Origin of the sequence: Pseudomonas sp. JZ114 (genome assembly GCF_051027705.1) — a bacterium.
Classification (GTDB): domain Bacteria; phylum Pseudomonadota; class Gammaproteobacteria; order Pseudomonadales; family Pseudomonadaceae; genus Chryseomonas; species Chryseomonas luteola.
Window position 1 is genome coordinate 349,262 of the sequence record NZ_CP069257.1, and the last position, 17,745, is coordinate 367,006.

The 17,745-nt window shown below is 54.1% G+C and carries 11 protein-coding genes and 4 pseudogenes; 3 read left to right on the forward strand and 12 right to left on the reverse strand.

Translation table 11 applies throughout. From position 1 onward, the window contains the following. Positions 1-145: 145 nt before the first annotated feature. Genes JQR90_RS21075 through JQR90_RS21085 form a run of 3 tightly spaced genes read right to left on the reverse strand, consistent with a single transcriptional unit; the run spans position 146 to position 5,684 of the window. Entirely contained in the window at positions 146-1,477 is a 1,332-nt protein-coding gene (locus JQR90_RS21075) for a TolC family protein (RefSeq protein WP_112298029.1), read from the reverse strand. Next, positions 1,474-4,551, reverse strand: a complete 3,078-nt coding sequence (locus JQR90_RS21080; protein ID WP_434141057.1) for an efflux RND transporter permease subunit — start codon at positions 4,549-4,551, stop codon at positions 1,474-1,476. The genes JQR90_RS21075 and JQR90_RS21080 overlap by 4 nt, the downstream gene beginning before the upstream one ends. Beyond that, positions 4,548-5,684: an efflux RND transporter periplasmic adaptor subunit gene (locus tag JQR90_RS21085; protein ID WP_286790300.1), complete on the reverse strand. Its 1,137-nt coding sequence runs from the start codon at positions 5,682-5,684 to the stop codon at positions 4,548-4,550. Before JQR90_RS21085 ends, JQR90_RS21080 begins: the two co-directional genes overlap by 4 nt. Positions 5,685-6,065: 381 nt before the next feature. Here JQR90_RS21085 and JQR90_RS21090 point away from each other — a divergent pair. After that, positions 6,066-6,685 (forward strand): annotated as a pseudogene (locus JQR90_RS21090) (SDR family oxidoreductase); the annotation flags it as partial. A gap of 454 nt (positions 6,686-7,139) precedes the next feature. Here the strand turns inward: JQR90_RS21090 and JQR90_RS21095 are convergent. From JQR90_RS21095 to proC, 4 genes are all read right to left on the reverse strand, one after another. After that, positions 7,140-7,433: a hypothetical protein gene (locus JQR90_RS21095; protein ID WP_112298032.1), complete on the reverse strand. Its 294-nt coding sequence runs from the start codon at positions 7,431-7,433 to the stop codon at positions 7,140-7,142. 412 nt (positions 7,434-7,845) lie between these two features. Beyond that, complete coding sequence (locus JQR90_RS21100; RefSeq protein ID WP_312483233.1) at positions 7,846-8,013, reverse strand: hypothetical protein; 168 nt, start codon at positions 8,011-8,013, stop codon at positions 7,846-7,848. Positions 8,014-8,735: 722 nt separating this feature from the next. Continuing rightward, positions 8,736-9,668 (reverse strand): LysR family transcriptional regulator, encoded by a 933-nt coding sequence (locus JQR90_RS21105; protein WP_286790299.1) that lies wholly within the window; start codon positions 9,666-9,668, stop codon positions 8,736-8,738. Positions 9,669-9,691: 23 nt separating this feature from the next. After that, the gene (gene proC, locus JQR90_RS21110) at positions 9,692-10,483 is read right to left on the reverse strand and encodes a pyrroline-5-carboxylate reductase (protein WP_112298034.1); all 792 of its coding nucleotides are present in this window, start codon (positions 10,481-10,483) and stop codon (positions 9,692-9,694) included. A gap of 738 nt (positions 10,484-11,221) precedes the next feature. Here proC and JQR90_RS21115 point away from each other — a divergent pair. After that, positions 11,222-12,532, forward strand: coding sequence for an MFS transporter (locus tag JQR90_RS21115; protein ID WP_434141062.1), 1,311 nt, complete (start codon positions 11,222-11,224; stop codon positions 12,530-12,532). 182 nt (positions 12,533-12,714) lie between these two features. Here the strand turns inward: JQR90_RS21115 and JQR90_RS21120 are convergent. Together JQR90_RS21120 and tnpA are read right to left on the reverse strand one after the other, a co-directional pair. After that, positions 12,715-13,956: pseudogene (locus JQR90_RS21120) on the reverse strand (APC family permease); the annotation flags it as partial. Between the two features lie 275 nt (positions 13,957-14,231). Next, positions 14,232-14,500: pseudogene (gene tnpA, locus JQR90_RS21125) on the reverse strand (IS200/IS605 family transposase); the annotation flags it as partial. A 3-nt stretch (positions 14,501-14,503) separates the two neighbouring features. On the opposite strand from tnpA, the pseudogene JQR90_RS21130 reads away from it, so the two are divergent. Continuing rightward, positions 14,504-14,722: pseudogene (locus JQR90_RS21130) on the forward strand (zinc ribbon domain-containing protein); the annotation flags it as partial. Positions 14,723-15,262: 540 nt separating this feature from the next. Here JQR90_RS21130 and JQR90_RS21135 read toward each other — a convergent pair. From JQR90_RS21135 to JQR90_RS21145, 3 genes are all read right to left on the reverse strand, one after another. After that, positions 15,263-15,970 (reverse strand): TetR/AcrR family transcriptional regulator, encoded by a 708-nt coding sequence (locus JQR90_RS21135; RefSeq protein WP_112298037.1) that lies wholly within the window; start codon positions 15,968-15,970, stop codon positions 15,263-15,265. Positions 15,971-16,058: 88 nt separating this feature from the next. Then, positions 16,059-16,679: an isochorismatase family protein gene (locus JQR90_RS21140; RefSeq protein WP_112298038.1), complete on the reverse strand. Its 621-nt coding sequence runs from the start codon at positions 16,677-16,679 to the stop codon at positions 16,059-16,061. An 11-nt stretch (positions 16,680-16,690) separates the two neighbouring features. Further along, on the reverse strand, positions 16,691-17,734 hold the full coding sequence (locus tag JQR90_RS21145) for a 2,5-dihydroxypyridine 5,6-dioxygenase (protein ID WP_122044242.1): 1,044 nt from the start codon (positions 17,732-17,734) through the stop codon (positions 16,691-16,693). Between the last annotated feature and the right edge of the window lie 11 nt (positions 17,735-17,745).

Sequence of the window (17,745 nt, forward strand, 5' to 3'; positions counted from 1 at the left end):
TATAGTTATGGCGTTTCTTTATGTAACCTCTAATAGCAACTAAGTGTAAAGGTCATCCAAGAGGTATGAGGAAGTGCTTTGGCTCAAATAGCCAATGCGAGGCAGCGGTTGCCAATGGCAATCGGTCTGGGCCAGGATAACCAATTCATGCAGGAGGTGATAAACCGAGCGTGCGAAAGATTTCTGTCCACTTTAACAGGACGTCGGTGGTTGCTTGAACCTGGTCAAGACGGGCATCAAAGTAGACACGTTCAGCGTCTAACACTTCGATAAGCGATACCGTACCAGCTTCATATTGGCGACGCGCCAGAGCGCGGGCGTTGGCTGCCGAGTGGGTAGCTAGCGCCAAAAGCTGCTGCCGCTCCATCCCTTGTCCATAAGAGGCAAGGGCGCTACGAACTTCCCGCAGCGCCTGTAGCAGAGCGGCTTGATAGGTCAGCCAGGCTTGCTGCTGACGGGCATCGCTGGCCTCGATGGCGGCACGAATCTGTCCGAAATTGACAAGGGGTTGAAAGACCTGGCCGCTGATCGACCAGGCTGGTGTTCCTGACCCCTGCTCAAAACCCACCAGCGCACCTAGCGTCAACTGCGGATAACGTAGTGCCTTGGCTGCATCCAGTTCGGCTGTCGACGCCTGAAGACGCAGCTCCGTTGCGTATACGTCGGGGCGGTTACGCAGGCTCGTGGCAGGCAAGGCCATAAGCGCCGTGACGTCTGGCATGAGAGGCTGCTTTGGCGTAACGGCCTGGGCAAGGATCGAGTCGATCTCTGTCTGATCCCGATTGAGCAGATAGGCCAGCCCATACCGGGAGGACTCGGCCTGCTCCCGGGCAGCCGGAATCGTGGCTCGGGTAATGTTGACCTGTGCTTCCAGGCGTTCTACATCAAAGCCGCTGGCCGTACCGCCCTTGAAGCGGATACGCGTGATGTTAGCCGTCTGTTGCTGGTTGTCAGCAGCCTGCTGGGCGATGGTTTCTTCCTCTCGTGCGAGGCGATAGCGCAAATATGTAGATATCACATCGGCAACCAGGCTAACGCGCAGAGCCTGATAGTCGGCTGCAGTGGCTTGCATGTTAGCTTCGGCGGCTCGGGTCTGTGCACGTAATCGACCGAACAGGTCGATTTCCCAGGTCAGGTCCACGCCATATAGATAACTCTGGTCGGCGCCATCGCTCGCGTTGTGGCTTGCCTCGGCTGAACCCGTCCCACGCAAGATAGGAAACAGAGCGCTGGAGCTCTGACGGCGAAGTGCTCGTTGCTCGCGTATGCGCTGAATGGCACTCTTCAGATCAAGGTTGTTATCTAGCGCGAGCGTGACCAGACGATCGAGCGCAGGGTCCTGGAATCCCTCCCACCAGCGCAGGGGCAGGCCTTGTATGGCGACACCCTCGGCCGGAGAAGCAGGCGGCGCTGGCGAAATAGCACAACCGCCAATACTCAAGACTAGGCAGCCCACAACCCAGGCGATACGTTTCATGCCTTATTCTCTTGAAGGAAAGACTGACGGCTGACAAAGTGTCGATCCATCATCAGGTAAATCACAGGTGTGGTTAGCAAGGTCAGCACCTGGCTAAACAGCAACCCACCGATGATGGCAACACCTAGCGGCTGGCGAAGCTCTGCCCCGGTACCAAAGGCAAGCACCAGTGGTACTGCTCCGAATAAAGCCGCCAGGGTTGTCATCAGGATAGGGCGGAAACGGGTCAGGCAGGCTTGATGAATGGCTTCGCGTGGTGCCAGCCCCTGGTCGCTCTGTGCCTGCAGGGCGAAGTCGATCAGGAGAATACCGTTCTTTTTGACGATCCCGATCAGCAGAATGAGGCCGATCAGCGCCATGATCGAAAAATTCATTCCCCAGAGCCAGAGCAGCAGCAGGGCGCCAATGCCCGCCGAAGGAATGGTGGAGAGGATCGTAAGAGGGTGGATGAAGCTCTCATAGAGCACGCCGAGGATAATGTAGACGGCTACCAGCGCCGACAGGATCAGCAAGGGCTGCGAGGCGAGCGTTTGCTGAAAGGCCTGGGCCGCTCCCTTGAACGTGCCCGTGATGCCGGTCGGCATACCCAACTCCTGCTGGATCTGTTGCAGTGCGGTAACCGCATCGCCCAGCGCGACGCCAGGGGCCAGATTGAATGACAGGTTGGCCGAAGGCAGCATGCCACTGTGGTTAATGCTGACCGGAGCGGGCTTACGGGGCTGGGTATCCGTAAAGGCACCCAAGGGTACCAACTGCCCCGTTAGAGGTGAGCGCAGCTGGAAGAGGTCAAGGCTTTCTATCTGCCGACGCTGATCCCGGCTTAGCTCGAGCACTACTTTGTACTGGTTGGAGGCGGTCTGCATTTCATTGATCTGACGCTGCCCAAACGCATCGTACAAGGCGTTGTCAACATCGCGAGCAGAGAAGCCATAGCGCGCCGCCGCTTCCCGATCAATCCTGATGGGGCTGAGCGAGGCATCAAACAGCAGGTCGTTGTTTACATCGCGGAACAGCGGACTGCGCAGTAAACGCTCGGTCAACTGTGGAGTCCAGGTGGCCAACTCTTCCAGCGAATGGGCACGCAACACGTACTGGTATTGGGCCCGGGAGGCGCGGGCACCGATATTGATATCCTGAGCGGCGCGCAGGGTAACGCGTAGATCGGGGATCTCGGCCAGCTGCGGCCGCAGGCGATCGATGATCTGCTGGGCTGACGCGGTGCGTTTATCCGGATCGCTGAGTACGACGGAAACCCCACCGATGCTATAGCTGCCATCATTACCCACGTCGGTGGTGTAGGCGATGATGTCTGGATCGCTTGCAAGGATTGCATTGAGCTGACGTTGTTTGGCTTTCATTGCGTCAAACGAGATATCGGCACTGGCTTGAGTGGTGCCGGCCAGAAAGCCGGTATCCTGCAGCGGGAAAAAACCCTTGGGCAACAATACCAAGCCTGCGATGTTTAGCAGAATGATGGCCACGAAAGCGGCCAATGTCAGGCGTTGATGATCAAGCACCCAGTTCAGAGCGATTTCATAACGGCCAATGAGCATGCTCATGAGGCGGCCATGTCCTGAATGGTCTGGCAAGGGATTCATGAACAGGGCAGCCAGGGTTGGAGCGAGGGTCAGGCAGACCACCACGGAAATGAGGATCGCCGCGGCCGTCGTCAGGGCGAACTCCTGAAACAGCCGGCCCACATAGCCACCCATGAACAGTAGCGGAATCAGCACGGCAACCAGCGAAAGGCTGATTGAGACAACAGTGAAACCGATTTCCTGAACGCCCCGTAACGCCGCCTCATACCGGCTCGCACCGGCCTCCAGGTGCCGATGGATGTTTTCCACCACCACGATGGCATCATCCACGATAAAGCCCACGGCGACGATGATGGCTACCAGCGTCAGGTTGTTGAGCGTAAAACCGGCCAGGTACATGGCCGCGCATGTACCTATGACGGAGGTACTCAGGACCGCAAAAACTACCAACGTTGCCGACCATTGCCTGAGAAACAACGCCATCACGGCGATAACCAGTGCGACGGCAATCGCAAGCGTCAGCTCAGCCTCGTGTAGCGAAGCACGGATCGTTCGGGTGCGGTCATTCAGGACCTGTACATGAAGATCCGCCGGTAAAGCGGCGGTCAACGAGGGCAAAGCTGCCTTGATGGCATCCACGGTTGTAACAATATTCGCACCCGGTTGACGGCGGATGACGATGGCTACACCCGTCGAACCATTCATGTTGGCTTGGGTGTATTCATTCTCACCACTTTGGCTAACCTTGGCGACATCACCCACGCGTACCGGCGCTCCCTGGCGATACGCTACTACTACGTCGGCGTAATTAGCGGCGGAAAAAAGCTGGCCATTGGTTTCCAGGGTAGAAAGGCGGTAGGTACCTACCAGGGCTCCCTTAGGCTGGTTACCGCTTGCGTTCTGAATGGCGGTGCGTACATCCGCCAAGGTGACGCCTGCGGCTGCCAGCAATTCAGGTCGTGCCTGAATACGAATGGCCGGACGCTGCAGACCATTCAGACGAATCATTCCGACACCATTGATCTGGCTGAGCTGACGCGACAATGATGTTTCGGTCAGATCGCTGACCTCATAAGGTGAAAGCGTCTTCGAGGTAACCGACAGGATCAGGATGGGCGTGTCGGCCGGATTGATCTTGCGCCATGTAGGTAAACTGGGCAAATCGGCCGGCAGTCGTGAGGAGGCCGCGTTGATCGCCGCTTGCACTTCCTGGGCTGCCACGTCGATATTCTTGTTGAGGATAAACTCCAGAACGATCTGGGTCTGACCCAGTGAGCTTGTGGATGAGATGTCGGCAATGCCGGGAATGGAGCTGAGCTGTGTCTCCAAGGGCGTAGCTACAGAGGACGCCATTGTCTCGGCACTGGCTCCGGGCATGTCGGCTTCTATCTCGATGGTCGGCGCGTCCACTTCCGGGAGCGGGGCGACAGCCAGGCGATTAAACGCCAGGATGCCGCATAGGATCAGTGCGATTACCAGCAGCACAGTGCCGATGGGATGATCGATACACAAGGCATAAAGGTTACGGCTCCTCATGAGCGGTTACCTTCAACCGGCTCCGTGCCTTGAGTTGACTTGACTTCTGTGCCTGGACGAAGTCTCGACTGGCCATCGACAACGACCTGATCACCCACCTGTAGCCCTTCGACAACCGCCAGTCCATCGGCGTCATGTATAAGCTTTACGGTAACCGGTGTAGCTTTGCCATGTTCCACACGCCACACATAAGTACCCTCCGCACCTTGCCGGATGGCTTGTGAGGTGATGACCAGTGCATCCTTGAGTAGTTGGGATTGAAATGCCACTACGACGGATTGATCGGGCCATAGATGTTCATCGCCATTGGCGAACAATGCTTTTACTCGAAGGGTGCCGGTGCTTTCATCTACTCGGTTATCGATAAGCGAGAGTTTCCCTTCGGCAATAAGCGCACCACCATCCTCATAGTAGGCGCGCACCGGTGCTTCGTTTTTTTGCGCCAGCATTCGCTGCAGGTCGGGCAGGCGTGACTGCGGTAGGCTCGCCTCGATGCTGATCGGGTTGGTTTGCACAATCGAAAACAGGCTTGTCGTGTCGCTGGCACGGACGAGGCTGCCTTCGAACGTATTACGAATCCCTACCCGGCCTTCGATAGGAGAGTAAAGCCGCGTATAGGACAGTTGGACCTTGGCGGCTGCCACAGCGGCTTCTCGTAGATCCAGCGTAGCCTCCAGTTGTGCGACCAATGCCTTCTGTTGATCCAGCGTCTGTGCAGGCGCTGCATGATCCCTTACAAGCCCTTGATAGCGGCGAAGGTCCGTACGAGCGATATCCAGCTCGGCGCGTGTTACATCCCGCTCGGCCTCAACCTGACGAACATTGGCACGTATCGCACGATCATCGATTTGCGCCAGCAGATCGCCTTTGCGGACCCGTTGTCCTTCTCTTACCGGCAGAGAGACAAGCAGGCCCTCGACCTGAGGGCGGACCTCGATATTACTCAACGGTCTGACATGACCTAAGGCTCGCAAGAGTACAGGGACATCCCGACGCTCAACGGTCTGGGTCACCACCGGTACGATAGTGGGTGTAGAGGATGATTGCTCAGAGGGGGGCGAATGCTGGAAATACAGACCTGTGCCTACTAACCCTATGATAATAATGACAAAAAGCACTCTAATACGGCGCATAGGTCGATTTTCAAATAGGGTTATTGGAAAATTTCAGAGTTAAACCGCTAAGTCTTTTTGGAGCGCTTGATGGATTTATCTGGAAACGTCTGTGACACATGCTGTTTTGATTTTATCAATGTCCAAGCATGCAGACCTTACATCGTACTGCAGCGGTACGGGATCAGCTAGTTACCGTTGCTCTTGCTACCGATTCAATAACCCTTCGGAACATGACTTGAACCAATATCACGGTAGAGCCTTTCAGGTTAGCTTGCCACTGCCCAGGGTCTAAAATAAACATGCTTTGCTGCAGATGTCCGCATGGGCTCAATCATCACTGGCTGGATAATAGCTCCCTGGGATTAACGTCAGAGAATTATTACCTATTCCACCTAAAGTGTTACAGTATCACGTAACCGTTTGGCATCTGAGGCTGGCGGCACAGGTGACTCAGCGATTCCTCTAGTGATCGATCTGCTCAATCCAGAGAGTTGTGCCTCGCTTTTGCCAAGTGACCTGGAAAAGGTGGGGCAGCTCGATATTTTCTATGCCAATGCTGGTAGTTATATCGGTGGGGACCTCTTGGAAGCAAACTCGGCAGGCATCGATTGCATACCCAACCTCAACGTCAATGCAGTGATGAAGAATGTCCACGATGTGCTTCCGCATATGATTGAGCGCGGCACTGGAAACATTGTGGTGAACGGGTCAGTTGCAGGCCATTTCCCGGTGTCCTGGGAGCCGGTCTATGCCATGTCCAAGTGGGCGATCAACAGTTTTGTCCAGACTGTACGGCGTCAGGTCAACAAGCCGGTGTTCGCGTCTCGGCGGTTTCTCCTGGCCCCGTTCTGAGCGCTTTGCTGGCTGACTGGCCAGAGGAGAACCTCAGGAAAGCCAAGGAAAGCGGCAGTATCATCGAGCCCAAGGAAGTTGCAGATGCCGTCATGTACATATTGACGCGACCACGTAACGTCACTATCCGCGACATGATTGTGCTTCCATCCGCCTTTGATATGTGAGTACATCCTCTACTGGACTGATCCCGTGATACACCTGCCGGGATCAGTTCAGCCTTGCCTTGCAAGCGCAAAGAATCATCGTCGTTACAACCGCAGCCAGTTCCCCGTGCAGGTTCCTGAGGCGGCCTCTTGCTCCTGCTCTGATGGTCAGGCAGGAAACGACGATGCCTTTACCAGCCGTGACATATACGCCTGGAGCCTTTACAGGTTAAGGGGTAACGGTTCAGGCAGTCCGTTACTGCCTGTCCATGGCCGTCTCTTATTAGGCTAAAGCTGCGATGTAGTCTTATTAGACCATCAGTATCACGTGTGGAGTACAACTACATCGTCGATGGCGAGACTGCATCCAGGGGAAGCCAACGGCTATGGAGAGACCGAAACAAGCCCGCACGTAAGGTATGTTCTTCTAGCCTGCAGGCACAATAGGGCGGCTGAATACACAGGTAATTTCACATTACCTAAGCTTTATCTTTTCAAGTAACGTCTCATACGAAGCGCTGGTTAATGCACCGTAGTCACGCCAGATTTCCAGATGCTCCTGAAGAGTAGGCGTCATTCCGGCAGGATCCTTTGACCAGCGCTCAAACAACGCTATTACCATGTCACGCAGCATGGGGCCGTCATTGATAAGCGCTGATACAGGATCCAGGGCATCGCCGACTGCCAGGGCAAGGTAGCCCGCTCTTGGGGCACGCCTTAAGAGTGCGGCCAATAAATCCTGTTGCCGGTCTGTTAGGGGTAAGGGCATCTCATTTACCAGATACTACAGCCAGAGGTCTCTACTCCAAGTTTCTTTAGGAGTTACCGCTAAGCAACCGGAATAGCTTTACTTACAGACAACAAAAAACCCGCCGAAGCGGGTTCTTGTTGATCATACTCAACGTCCTGTCGAGCTGCCATCCAGGCGATGATCAATCATCCTTGATCTCTCTGAGCACATCCTGTGCTGCAGTTGATAGGTGTAGATTACGGCCTTTCTTTAAGGTGGGTTAGAGCAACTTACCGCTATACCATGTAAGCTTTTGGCTATACAAACGGTATAGGGTTCTTACCTACATGACCTAGGTAAAGCCCACCGGACAGGTCTTTGCATAATGCGACGCGGTCGAGCGTTCGCGGTATCCTCCAGGCGCTTGCTAGGCTGGAAGATGGAGTTGGGTTCAATCGGCTGTCGTAGGGCAGCGCTGGACAGCTGTCTTTACAGGATGGCGAGCCATAACCAGCACCACTAGGCCTGTGCCAGCCATGATCGCGCCCGCCAGTAAAGCTGTAGGATATTCCTGGCATGTGTTAATGACTGCTCCGCCCAGTGCCGTTTCAATGGTCATTGCAAAGAACGCTTTGCCCATCATCGTCCTGGGTTACATGGACTTGATGATCAGCAACTCTACTCACGTAAAACGCTGCCTCAAGGTGTCACCATTTGCATCACTTGGGCGTTAGCTTTAACTTCTTTACACCGATACGCCATGTAGAACAGGGCAGGACGACAACAACGGCAGGTTTATATCAGGTCTCGGAGATTGTCAGGACACGATTACCAGTCCTGCCATCCGAACAGAAATTCTGCATGACTAACACTATTAGAACGTTATGGCATTCACCTGTTAAGAAGTCCTACGCCCTATGGTGAAACCATTATGGGTGACGCTCATGAGTTGGGTGCTGACGCTGTACTTCTCAATAACGAAGCGGTAAACCGTTAATGACTGATCTACCAGAGCATATTTGGGAGGCTGAAGAAAACGTCCTGTAAGTTTAGAGGGGCATTGCGGCAGTACTGATGCCTATCGGGTTAGGCGTGAGTAGAGGGTTGGAAGCAGTTTTATTAACATCAAACGATACTACTTTAATAGGTCAATAATCGTTGAAAAGTAACCCTATTACATTTCTATGATAAACGGATAGAGCTGTCATGGCGGCCAATTCTCAAGCGCATATCGCTTATGCCAGCTACTAAAGGAGCCTATCCCTAGGCCAGCCTACATATAACTTCGCGGGTAGTTTTCGGGCTTTCTAGGGTTATGTCACAGCCAGCCACTTTGTCCGTTCAGCGCATCGTCAGGCCCTCAAACTCGTTAAGTTTCGGAGCATTTGGATTCCTATAGACGTACATTAACTCTTCGGCTAATGCCATTGCGCTGCGGGTGATCTGTTCCTGATTACGGTAGACCAGCGAAATGTTTAGTGGCGGCACCTCTTCCTGCAAATTAAGCACCTCCAGTTCTCGGCCAAGTTTCTGCACGTACGTTAATACACGTGAAGGCCAATAGCTGATGACATCGGTATTAAGGGCCAGCTCGCAAAACATTACTCCTGAAGAGCATTCGATAACACGCTCCGGCAAGGCTATCTGGTACTGCTCGAACATGAGGCCAATGCGGGACTTGTCCAGCGAGTCCTGTAGCAGCCATTGCTGATTCTGTAACTCACTCAGTGAGCGAGCTTTACGGCAGGGATGATCCTTACGCACCGCCAGAACGGCAGGCTGCGTATAGAGTTCTGTCCAATGGAAGCCATCGCTATAACGGCTTGCCGGTTGGGAGCAGAGCATGAGATCCAGCTGCCCCTCACGTAAACCCTCCATCAGCTTAGACGGGCGCATTTCATGGATTTGCAGATGTACATTCGGATAGCGTTTACCAAATTGCTTAACCGCGGCAATGAACTGGGCGCCGGGCGTGGCTGGTGATATGCCCACGGAGACTTTGCCGTCTATATCACCTTTAAGTATCTCAATCTCTTCGCGCGCGCGGCGAGCTTCTTGTAGCATCAGACGGCCTCGGCGTATCAGGTGTTCACCATATACAGTAGCGGTAATACCGCGATTAGAGCGTACTAGCAGCGGCACACCTAGAGCAGCCTCCAGTTCCTTGATACTTTTAGATAAGGCAGGCTGGGAGAGGTGTAATACACGTGCAGCCTCTTGAATACTGCCGCTTTCGTAAACTGCGACGAGTGCTTTGAGCTGATGCAACTTCATGGCGGCGCCTGTTAAGCGTAGGGTCAGGAGTCCCGAGAAAGCTCTTGAGAGCGATGATATGCCGCCTGGGTCGCAGACTCGACTGCGCCTCGTAGTACTCGGTCCTGCTCGAACACCGCAATCGCTGCTGCCGTGGTACCGTTGGGTGAGGTTACGGCAGTGCGCAGTGCTGCAAAGTCCGCTCCTGGTTGGTTTTGCAGAAGCGCAGCACCGAGGGCTGTCTGTGCCGCCAGGACCTTAGCGAGTTCCGGTTTTAGTCCAAGGGCTACGCCAGCCGTCTCGAGCGCTTCACTAAATAAATGATAGTAAGCAGGGCCGCTACCAGATATAGCAGTAACTGCATCCAGCAGGTCTTCATGTTCAACCCAACAGGCGAAGCCAACGGTGGAGAACAGCCGCGTAACCAAATCGCGTTTAGTTTCATTCAACGTATTATCGGTATACAGCCCGGTGCAGCCTGCACCAACCAGTACCGGGCTATTGGGCATCGCACGTACGATCGGGCACCGGTTGCGTAGGGCATTGCCGAGGCTTGGGACGGTGATCCCTGCTGCAACAGAGATCATCACAGCCTTCTGACATAACGCATCAGGTAGCCCTGCAAGAACCTCGCAGGTGTAGGCAGGCTTAACCGCAACCACGATAATGTCAAATGGTTCGGTTGGAACCGCTTTTATAGTGCTGTACACAGTAGCTTTGCCAGCAGTTTCCAGGTTTGGATCAACCGCAACAATGCGGTCAACCAGCCCGGCGGATAACCAGGCTTCACCAATAGCGCTGCCCATGCGGCCGTAGCCGAGAAAAAGAGCTCTCATATCGTTCCTTGTTGTTTGTTATTGGGAGGTGCGATCCCTCGGACGCTATACTGGTTTGTGTTTGTAGGCTTTAGCGTCTATGGCAGGGAGTAATAAATGCTCAAGTCTTTCACCATAGGTATATATTCATCGCCACCACTGAGGCTGGTATCAGTAGGATGTCAGCGGATAGCCAAAGAGGTAATCAGTCCCTCGGTTTCCCGTGAAGGGTACGGAAAACCCTGATATCTGGTTTTGATAGCCTTTATGCTTCTCAAGTTGTCCAGCCTGACAACGATTCCTACGGCCGGGAGCTTACAGTTCTTGGACTTGTCCGATTTACGAAACGCTTTGTCTGCTAGTGGAGAACCTCGCCTGGAATACCAGCGGGTCACATCGTCACGCTTAACGTCATCGGTGAAAGTAGCCATCTTATTATTACCTGTTGTGATCCTGGCTATGTCAGTAAGATCAGGTTAACCCTATGATCTTTGGAGGTGCAACCAAGGTGCAACTACTTTTTACCCTCAAAAAATCTTAATAAAGCGCTCATTTACCGCCCATGAAGTCCGAAAATGCTGCGTTTCCGCCCGATAAAAATAGCTGCCTGCCTTCACTACTATTTTTAGTTATACCTATAAGAAAAAGTGTGGTTTCACCCGTTAATGCTTGTTTTAGGATCAAAAGGTCGCAGGTGCAACCATGTGATGCTAGAGGCCGAGCAAGCGGCTTCCACCGATAACAAGCAGGACAATATTAATGAGCCATCTCATTACATCCGCCCAAACCCGACGGCGTGCCCTAATCGCCAGTCTTACCGGAAGCTCCATTGAATGGTTTGACTACTTTCTCTATGGCACCGCTGCAGCGCTGGTTTTCAATAAGCTCTTTTTTCCAAACTTTGATCCGGTGGTTGGCCTGCTGCTGGCGTACCTGTCGTTTTCGCTGACTTTCTTCATTCGTCCCATTGGTGGCGTGTTGTTTGCCCATATCGGCGATCGGATTGGCCGCAAGAAAACGCTGGTCATTACGTTGTCGCTAATGGGGGGCGCTACAGTATTGATTGGATGCTTGCCCACGTATGAGCAGATCGGAATATGGGCACCCATGCTTTTGATTCTTCTTCGAGTGATTCAAGGGTTGGGTATTGGTGGTGAATGGGGTGGGGCGTTACTGTTAGCGTATGAATATGCCCCAGGCCATCGTAAGGGGCTCTTTGGTAGCGTGCCACAGGTAGGTGTAACACTTGGAATGCTACTCGCGACGATGGCTGTTAGCTTGATGGCCATGTTGCCAGAGAAGGATTTTCTCTCCTGGGGATGGCGCGTGCCGTTCGTCATGAGTGCAGGACTGGTATTTCTTGGGCTCTGGATTCGTCATGGCCTAGATGAAACCCCCGATTTTCAGAAAGCGAAGGACACCGGTAACGTGGCCAAGCAGCCGCTAGCGGAAACCCTGCGTTACCACTGGCGGGAGGTGCTAATCGCTGCTGGACTCAAGGTTGTCGAAACCGCTCCGTTCTACATCTTCTCTACCTTTGTAGTCAGCTATGCGGTGAGCAACCTTGGCTATGAAAAAACGTCTGCGCTGCACTCGGTAATGATTGGAGCGCTGGTTGCGTCTCTGGCGATTCCAGCCATGGGCTGGCTGTCCGACAGGGTTGGTCGTAAGCGGGTGTATGTTGGCGGGATTATTGCCATCGCGCTGTATATCATTCCGTATTTCATGCTTCTTGGTACACGAAGCCAATGGGGAATCACCCTGGCAACGCTGATTGGCTTCGGTGTGCTTTGGGCTCCGATCACTGCAGTTCTGGGAACGCTGTGTTCTGAAATCTTTTCAACCAGAGTGCGTTATACCGGCATCACTCTGGGCTATCAGCTGGGTGCCGCTCTGGCAGGCGGAACGGCTCCGCTAATCGCTACATGGCTGCTAGCCAAGTACGATGGCAACTGGCACCCAGTAGCCTTATATATGCTCGTTACCGTGGCTATTTCCTTGGTAGCTATTCTGTCAATAAGAAAGCCTTCTATCGACGCGGAGATCCAGAGCGGCGCCAAGTCTACTTAACTCATGTGATAGCGACATATCTGTCAGCAGAAAGCCAATTGTTTAGTATTTGAAATATGTCTAGGCATCCAGGTATGTCGTCGTACTCGTGTCATATAGTGTTAACGGGCGCCTGCTAGCATGCTGGCGTCTGCTGTACCGTTACATACAATAAGGCATCTAGCCCCTATCTCTTTTTTGGCAAGCCCTTGGATTCGCAAGGGGCGATAGAGCTCTGGTGCTGTCCGTCGCAGGGACATGACACTTGCCGGCCTGGTCAAGCAAGAAATAACAGTGGCTACGGAAATAACAGCCGCCAGCGTATCCCACCCGCGGAAAAAGAATAAGAAAACAAACGCTATTACAAGATTCAGCCACATGGCCGGACGGGGAATTTCGAACTTATGGATGAACCTGTCCAAACAGAGCGGGGAGGGTGCCGTTACGCTGGATACCGTAGATCATCCGCGCAGTCGAGGCGGTATAGGCTGCGCCCGTTCCGCTCGGGCTGACAAAGGCGTCCGCATAGAGCAGAAAGGCCAGCCAGTTCAGGCTCAAGGCCAGCGCCAGTTGGGCAAAAGGTGAGCTGTATGCAAGACCTGCCTATCCCTCATGCAGATGCTCAGGAGGAACAGCGCCTAGAAAAGCGGCCTGGAGCAGCAGGTAAATCACTGCGGCAATAATGATTGATCCAATCACCCCTATAGGAACATTACGGCAGGGTTACGTACCTCGCCAGCTACGTACCTCGCCTGCAAGGTTTACCGGGGTATGGAAACTATTGAACTGAACACAATACCGCTAATGGCTACGGCTGTCAGGTCGGCTGAAATGCTGATGGAATGATCGCCACCGGTGATGCCGACGGTGAAGTTTTCACCGTGAAAACCTGACAGCATGAGCGCTATGGCGGTCAGTGCCGGTACCACTAACTTGAATATCGTGATTGCGCTGTTACTGCGGGCATAGAGCTTGACACCGCAAAAGTTGAGCAGGAAGTACACGACTACCAGGAGCGCGGCCAGTATCAGACCGGTTATACTCAACTCGCCATGACCGCTGACACTGTAAAGGTCCTGCGCCCATTGCCAGTGCCAGGACGTCATATACTGAACGGACGCCTCGGCCTCGACAGAGATAGAGGATACAATCGCAATCCAGTTGGCCCGCCCGCCAACAAACCCTGCCAGAGAGCCGTGCGAGTAGTGCCCATAGCGCACCATGCCGCCCGACTCTGGAAACATGGCACCCAGCTCGGCATAGGTCAGCGCGATGAAAAGAATGATCACTGCACCTAAAAACCACGCATAGATAGCCCCGGGGCCTGCCAGCTGGGCAGCATGCCAGGCACCAAACAACCAGCCGGAGCCGATGATCGACCCCAGCCCAGCAAACATTAAAGCCAGAGGCCCTAAATCGCGACGGATCGCGTGCTCATTCGACATCATGTACTCCTTGGTCAGCGCCTTGAAGGACGGACTCAGGGCCGATGAACAGAGCAACAACGGGCCAAGAGTCGCCCGTCCAATTGGCGAGGCGCCGAATCATTTCAGAATGTTTCTGCCGTGATAAGGATTAAATGTCGTTTACAGGTAAGTCCGTAAATCAACTGTCGGTTCAATCAGCCGTAAGGTTACCAAAGATAGTAACATTCCCTATGCTTTTAGTGCGGCGAGGAGATAGTGCCAACCGCGAAGCGGCCCTAATGCGGCCTGTTCTGCTACTCGATGTACTGGCGTATGACCGATAGCGGCGCCCCGCCAACGCTGCCCGCAAAGTAGCTTGGACTCCATAGGGCGTTATTAGATACGCAGCTACCACGAGTTCCGGATGTATCAGCCGCAGTCGCCTGCTAGAGACGCCCTTGAGGCTATTCACGAGTCGCGAAAGCGCTACCTTTGGCGGATAGTGCACTAGCAAATGCATATGGTCAGGCTCGCCAGTGAACTCAACGAGTTCAGCGCAGACACTATGGAAAATCCCCTCTAGCGAGAAGCGTACACTATCCGCGCCTGTTCAGCTTGCAGCTCCCCAATGGATTCAAAAGGTATCAATGGGTTGCGTATAAGAGAGTGGACCTGCTGTGAGTGCGGTGACGCTCACGATCGCGATATCAACGCGGCCAGGAATATTCTCGCGCTCGCGCTTGAACGTCCATTTGTGGGTATCCCGTCCTTTAGGGCGGGGAGGATGTCAAATGGGCAGGTCTGATAGCAATGTCGCATGAGATGCGGCTTGCCCTGTTTAAGGTGCCACGTAAATCACGTGAATAAGTAGAACCGGTATTGATCGTTGACTACCTACTGAAAGACTTCAACTGAAACCAGGCCGCTAAAACGTTCGCAGCAGAGGCGTAAATAAACTAGTGAATTTTGTTGCTAAAAATAGCAACAAAATTATAAATTCATGCTGCCGCTGCCTGCGCGAGGATAGGTTTGATTTTACCGTGACGTCGGCAGCGCTCTAGAACAGTATGGTCTTTTCCTGTTTGGCTTCTACTACACCTTTATCGCCGAAGCCTTTCCCGGCTAGCCGTAAGCTGCATACCATGTTGATGGTAGCCGCCCGTCGACGCTGTGTTACTGAATAACTGCTGCGCTCTAGGTGCCCAATAATTATGAAGCTACTTTTCAGATGAAATGGGCAGTGGGAGGAGGTGATAACCAAACCTGGAAAGAGACCTGTAAAGCAGGTCAAGCTGGCCTCAGCGACGTACTAAGTCGTAGGCCGAACACAGTTGACCGGTACAGATTAAGTGCAAGAAGGAGCTTGCATTCCAGCGGTCACAAAAGCACTCATCTGTTTTAACACCTCTTCAGAGTCTTCCGGGTGGCAGATATCCCCAGCCAGTTGCTCAAGCCGGTGGGTATCAGAAAAGGCATACATGTAGGCACCCACCATCAGCGTGACACGCCAATAGGCTTCGCACTCGCTGATGTAAGGAAGGGCCATACGAAAGGCCTCTACATAGGCTTTCGTGGACATGTCATAGGCTTCGTTTCTGAGCTTATAAGAGATTTCAGGAGGTTCGGTATGCAGACGCGCCTGGAGGCGAATAAAAGCCCGGCCCGCCTTGCTACTACGTAGCGCTAGCGTAGGCGTGAGAAAGGCATGGACAATATCAATAACTTGCAGGGGCCCCGCGCATTTCAGCTCTTCAAGCCGACGCAACCGCTCTTCGGAGATTTTTCGGCCACGGCGCAGAAACACCTCTTCAAATAAGCCGTACTTAGAACCGAAATAGTAATTGATCAGCGCTTGGGTAACCTTGGCAGCCTCGGCAATCTCGCGTAGCGTTGTTCCTGCATAGCCCAAGTCAGCAAATAAAAACTCGGCCGCGTTGAGGATCTCATCACGTACGTTACTTGACCCTTCAGGACGCCCTGGTTTGTTTTTCGCCGCGGCTCGGCTGCGCTTAATGCTTACGCCTCGACGGCCGCTGACATTCACCGTATCCATTATGCTCCAAAGCCGCAGGGTATTATTTGATTAAGTACAGTGTAACTAAGCAGACCCGGTGATGACACCGGGTCTGGTATGACCGGTTCTAATGGGCGAACTGATTCAGCAGCTCTGCAAATGAGCAGACATCAGCGTTCTTTTGCTCCATGTCGAACAGGTTCGCTTCATGCGGGGCCAGGGCGCGGTCACCTACGCAGTCGGCCAGCACCACCGGACGAAAGCCATAGGACATCGCATCCACCACACTCGCCCGCACGCAGCCGCTGGTCACGGCTCCGGCTATCAGGAGCGTTTGCACGCCGCGTTGAGTTAGCCAGGCGGAAAGTCCCGTCCCGAAAAAGGCCGACGGTACCGTCTTGCGCACTACCAGCTCGCCTTCGGCCGGTTCCAGCTCCGGCACAATGGCACTGTTGTGCTCATGCTCCTTAAGGCTAAGCATGCTGGGTACCTTGAGCGTAAAGATATTTTGATCGCTGCCGTCGTCGGCAAACACGATCCGGCTGTGCGCTACAGGCCAGCCGCGCTGTCTTGCCTCTGCCAGCACCGGCACGGTAGCCTGAATCGCCTCGGGAATATTGCCGCCGCCAAATACTTTTGAGTCGGCAAAGCCGTTCACGAAATCAATAATCAGCAGGCCAATCTGTCCCTGGATACCCAACTGAGCTCCAAATCCCTGGCGCTGGTAAACCGCTTCATCGCGTTGCATCGTCTGTCTCCTTACTCAGCAGGGTTGTCGATGATCTTTCCCTCACGTACCACCACGTTGCCGTCCAGGCTGATCGTGCAGTTGCGCATGGGAATGTCGATATGGCATGCCGTGACGCGGTCGCCTCCGGCCTCGTTGTTCGGACCCATCGAGCAAAGAAAGTTGCCCTCAAAGGCGCGGGCGTCCATGCCAATAGTGGATTCGCGGTCATATAGCGATAGGGTCGACCAGCGCGCCCGCTTCTGCAGGCCCCAGCCGATATGTGACAGCGCATAGGCTTCCGGGTCGTTGAACTCACCCATATAGTCCCTGAGCAGCTCGGCATCGAGTCCACCTTCGATAGCGGTGATATAACCTTCCTTTACCGTTAGAGTGATGGGTTCGTTCACGTAGCATTTTTGCGGCAGAAGGATATCGCCCTTGTCCAGCACGATACGGCCGTTAGCCTGCGCCTCGTTGGGCCAGGTCAGGATAAAGCCGCTGGGCCAGTGATCCCAACGGCCGGGCTCATCCACAAAGCCATACTCCTTGATGGCCGGATACTGCCCCAGCGGGCAGCGTAGGTCCGTACCGGCCCGGGAGACAACATGCATTTCCCGGGCTCCTTCGAGTTGAGCAGCGGCTCGAAATACGCGGGCTCGGTCGGCCTCGGTCGGCACCAGGCGGGCCAGCACTTCCGGCGGCTCGACTGCCAGCAAAATCCTGGTACCCGAGCTCAGGATTTCGTGCTGTTCGGGTGAGAACAGCAGCGTCATCAGATCCAGCACCAGGTCGCTTTCCTTGAGCGCGGCGATGGCAGCGCGGTTGCCGGTAAGCGGCGTGGTGCCCAGATAGGCCAGGCTGTCACGGCTATGCGCCTTCTCTCCATTAACCGGAGGCAGGTCGAGTCGATTCACCCGCGCGCCCAAGCCTGCCGCTGCGATTAGGGCGGTGCGCAAGGTTTGTGGATGTGTGGTGTCGCTGGTCAGCACGGTTACAATATCACCGGCCTTGAGCTTGGAAAGGGTGAGCACCTGTTTCCAGGCGTTGATCAGATCGATATCGCTGATAGCCATGTCGCGGTCCT

Bases quoted from the DNA above. Each gene is read 5' to 3' on its own strand.
- JQR90_RS21075 (WP_112298029.1), bottom strand. From the start codon at position 1,477: ATGAAACGTATCGCCTGGGTTGTGGGCTGCCTAGTCTTGAGTATTGGC.
- JQR90_RS21080 (WP_434141057.1), bottom strand. From the start codon at position 4,551: ATGAGGAGCCGTAACCTTTATGCCTTGTGTATCGATCATCCCATCGGC.
- JQR90_RS21085 (WP_286790300.1), bottom strand. From the start codon at position 5,684: ATGCGCCGTATTAGAGTGCTTTTTGTCATTATTATCATAGGGTTAGTA.
- JQR90_RS21095 (WP_112298032.1), bottom strand. From the start codon at position 7,433: ATGCCCTTACCCCTAACAGACCGGCAACAGGATTTATTGGCCGCACTC.
- JQR90_RS21100 (WP_312483233.1), bottom strand. From the start codon at position 8,013: ATGACCATTGAAACGGCACTGGGCGGAGCAGTCATTAACACATGCCAG.
- JQR90_RS21105 (WP_286790299.1), bottom strand. From the start codon at position 9,668: ATGAAGTTGCATCAGCTCAAAGCACTCGTCGCAGTTTACGAAAGCGGC.
- proC (WP_112298034.1), bottom strand. From the start codon at position 10,483: ATGAGAGCTCTTTTTCTCGGCTACGGCCGCATGGGCAGCGCTATTGGT.
- JQR90_RS21115 (WP_434141062.1), top strand. From the start codon at position 11,222: ATGAGCCATCTCATTACATCCGCCCAAACCCGACGGCGTGCCCTAATC.
- JQR90_RS21135 (WP_112298037.1), bottom strand. From the start codon at position 15,970: ATGGATACGGTGAATGTCAGCGGCCGTCGAGGCGTAAGCATTAAGCGC.
- JQR90_RS21140 (WP_112298038.1), bottom strand. From the start codon at position 16,679: ATGCAACGCGATGAAGCGGTTTACCAGCGCCAGGGATTTGGAGCTCAG.
- JQR90_RS21145 (WP_122044242.1), bottom strand. From the start codon at position 17,734: ATGGCTATCAGCGATATCGATCTGATCAACGCCTGGAAACAGGTGCTC.